Here is a 2,555-nt window from a genome sequence, read left to right on the forward strand (position 1 = left end):
GGGGTGCATTACGTACCGAGAAATGATATTCAAGCGCTTCGAGCGAAGTTTAACAAGAATACGGCCGCGATTTTTATTGAACCTCTCCAAGGGGAAAGCGGAATTCATGTTGTTACGCCGGAATATCTACAGGAAGCGCGGCGGTTGTGTGATGAGTTCGGAGCTTTATTAGTCTGTGATGAAGTGCAGTGTGGGATGGGGCGCACAGGGAAATGGTTTGGCTTTGAGCATAGCGGTGTTGTGCCCGACCTAATCACAATGGCAAAGGGATTAGGCGGTGGTGTCCCCATTGCGGCGGTTCTTGCCGGTAGATTATGTGCCGATACTTTAGTGCCCGGCGATCATGGTTCGACTTTTGCCGGAAACCCGTTAAATGCTACCGCTGCGTTAACAGTTCTTGATATAATTGAAAGTGAAAATCTAATTGTCAATTCCCAAAAAACGGGAGAGCATCTGTTAATCAAGTTAAATGAACTTGTTGATCAGGGGTTACCGATTGTTGAGGTTCGTGGATTTGGCCTGATGGTTGCCGCTGAGCTATCTAAGCCCATCGCAAAGCAGGTTGTTAAGGGCTGTTTAGCGAAAGGATTGATATTAAATGCAACCGGTGATACCTCTATTCGAATATTACCGGCTCTTACTATTACCCCTGAAGAAATCGATGAGGGCCTCGGTATACTGGCTGAAGTACTGAAAGAGATAAATTAGTAGCGCGTATTGCGTAGTACGTATTTCGTATTCCGGAACCCTCCTCTGACTCCGGGCGGGGTGAGGGAAGGGAGGGGGTCTGAAATACTAAAACGCACTACAGACTAGGATTGGAGCAAAAACGATGTGGCAAAGATTTACTGAAAGAGCTCGCGCGACAGTTTTTTATGCACAAGAAGAGGCTTTGCGGCGTGGTGAAGGTTACGTTAGTACCGAGCATCTGCTGCTTGGACTTATCCGTGAGCCTGATAGTCTTGCCGCTTTAGTGCTAGAAAAATTGGGGGTTGTGCTTGACCAAGTTCGTGATGAGATCGAATTAAAGCTCCCACCAAATTTAGATAAGCCTCAAGGGGGAGAGATGGAGCTAACTCCGAGGGCTAAACGAGTAATCGACATGGCATATGATGAAGCTCGGCATCTGAATAATAATTACATCGGAACTGAGCATGTCTTGTTAGGATTGGTTCGAGAAGGTGAAGGGTTGGCTGGGAGAGTGCTTTCAAAATTCGGAGTTGACCTCGATAATACACGGACCGAAGTCACTAGCTTACAGGAGAGTAATTCCGAAACGCCATTAGAAGGTTGTACCTCCGCTCCCCAAGCCGCGTCGGTTAAGCACCGCGTTCATGCTGATGATACCGGCCTTCGAGGGATGTCCGTAACCTCAATCGCTCAGTTCACTCCGGTTCAAGCTCTTGAAGTCATTAACGTAGCTTTGGCTATGAAGTATGAACGAATAAAAGGCGGAGAGCTTATCAAGTTTAAGCGTCCAAAAGTGCTTGCGATGATCTTCGAAAAGCCTTCCCTTCGAACTCGAGTGACCTTTGAAACCGGAATGTTTCAAATGGGCGGTCATGCGATTTTCCTTGGGCCGCAGGACATTCAGATGGGCAAACGCGAAACCCCCTGCGATATCGGAGCTAACCTAAGCCGTTGGGTGGATGCGATTATGGCGCGCGTGTTTCGTCATGAAATGCTTATTCAAATGGATGAAGCATCGAGCGTGCCAGTGATTAATGCGCTCAGCGATTTAGAGCATCCTTGTCAGGCGTTGGCTGACTTGATGACCTTCTATGAGCGAGTTCATGCATTCGAAGGCCGCAAGCTGGCATGGGTTGGCGATAGCAGCAACGTTTGCCACAGTGTTATGTTGTTGTGTGCGCTAATTGGTGTCAATATAAGCATCGCTTGTCCGGAAGGATATGGACCCAATTTAGCAATTCTTACTCAGGCGGAAGCATTCGCTAAGCAATCCGGCTCCATTGTCGAGATTGTTCATGATCCAGTAGTAGCGGTTAAGGATGCGGATGTGATTGAGACTGATGTTTGGACTAGCATGGGCCAGGAAAGTGAAACGAAAGAACGTAAAAAAGCCATGCAGCCCTTCCAAGTCAATAAAGAACTTTTAAGTAAGGCAAAGCCGGATGCAATTGTACTTCACTGCCTACCGGCGCATCGAGACGAAGAAATCACTGGGGAAGTATTGGATGGCAAGCAAGCCGCGGTTCTTGATGAATCCGAGAATCGCCTGCATGCCCAAAAGGCTCTATTAGCGCTCCTACTTGGAGAGGCATAGAAAAGAAATCATATCATAAACTTAAGGAGTTAAAAATCATGGGAAAGATCAAACAGACATTTGCGTGGTGGTGTAATTTTCAAGGCGGTGATGCGAAGACATTTCTGCTCGATGCTAAAAAAATCGGTTACATTGGAACCGAATTCGTTCCGGAAGATCAATGGGATATGGTTGTGGATAACGGTATGCTCGTTTCCGCAGCGCCCGGAAATGATATTAAAACTGGCCCCAACCATCGCGAAAATCATAATGCATTTGAAGATGCGGTCTG

Annotated in this window: 3 protein-coding genes; all 3 read left to right on the top strand. The window is 47.2% G+C overall.

What is annotated here, in order from left to right:
- Window positions 1–708 (top strand): aminotransferase class III-fold pyridoxal phosphate-dependent enzyme (locus tag WCO51_12295; GenBank protein ID MEI6514033.1); only part of this gene is annotated, 708 nt, incomplete at its 5' end.
- A gap of 124 nt (window positions 709–832) precedes the next feature.
- On the top strand, window positions 833–2,284 hold the full coding sequence (gene argF, locus WCO51_12300) for an ornithine carbamoyltransferase (protein MEI6514034.1): 1,452 nt from the start codon (window positions 833–835) through the stop codon (window positions 2,282–2,284).
- A gap of 38 nt (window positions 2,285–2,322) precedes the next feature.
- A partial coding sequence (locus WCO51_12305) for a hypothetical protein (GenBank protein ID MEI6514035.1) occupies window positions 2,323–2,555 on the top strand: 233 nt, incomplete at its 3' end.

The sequence above is a fragment of the bacterium genome (assembly GCA_037131655.1).
Classification (GTDB): domain Bacteria; phylum Armatimonadota; class Fimbriimonadia; order Fimbriimonadales; family JBAXQP01; genus JBAXQP01.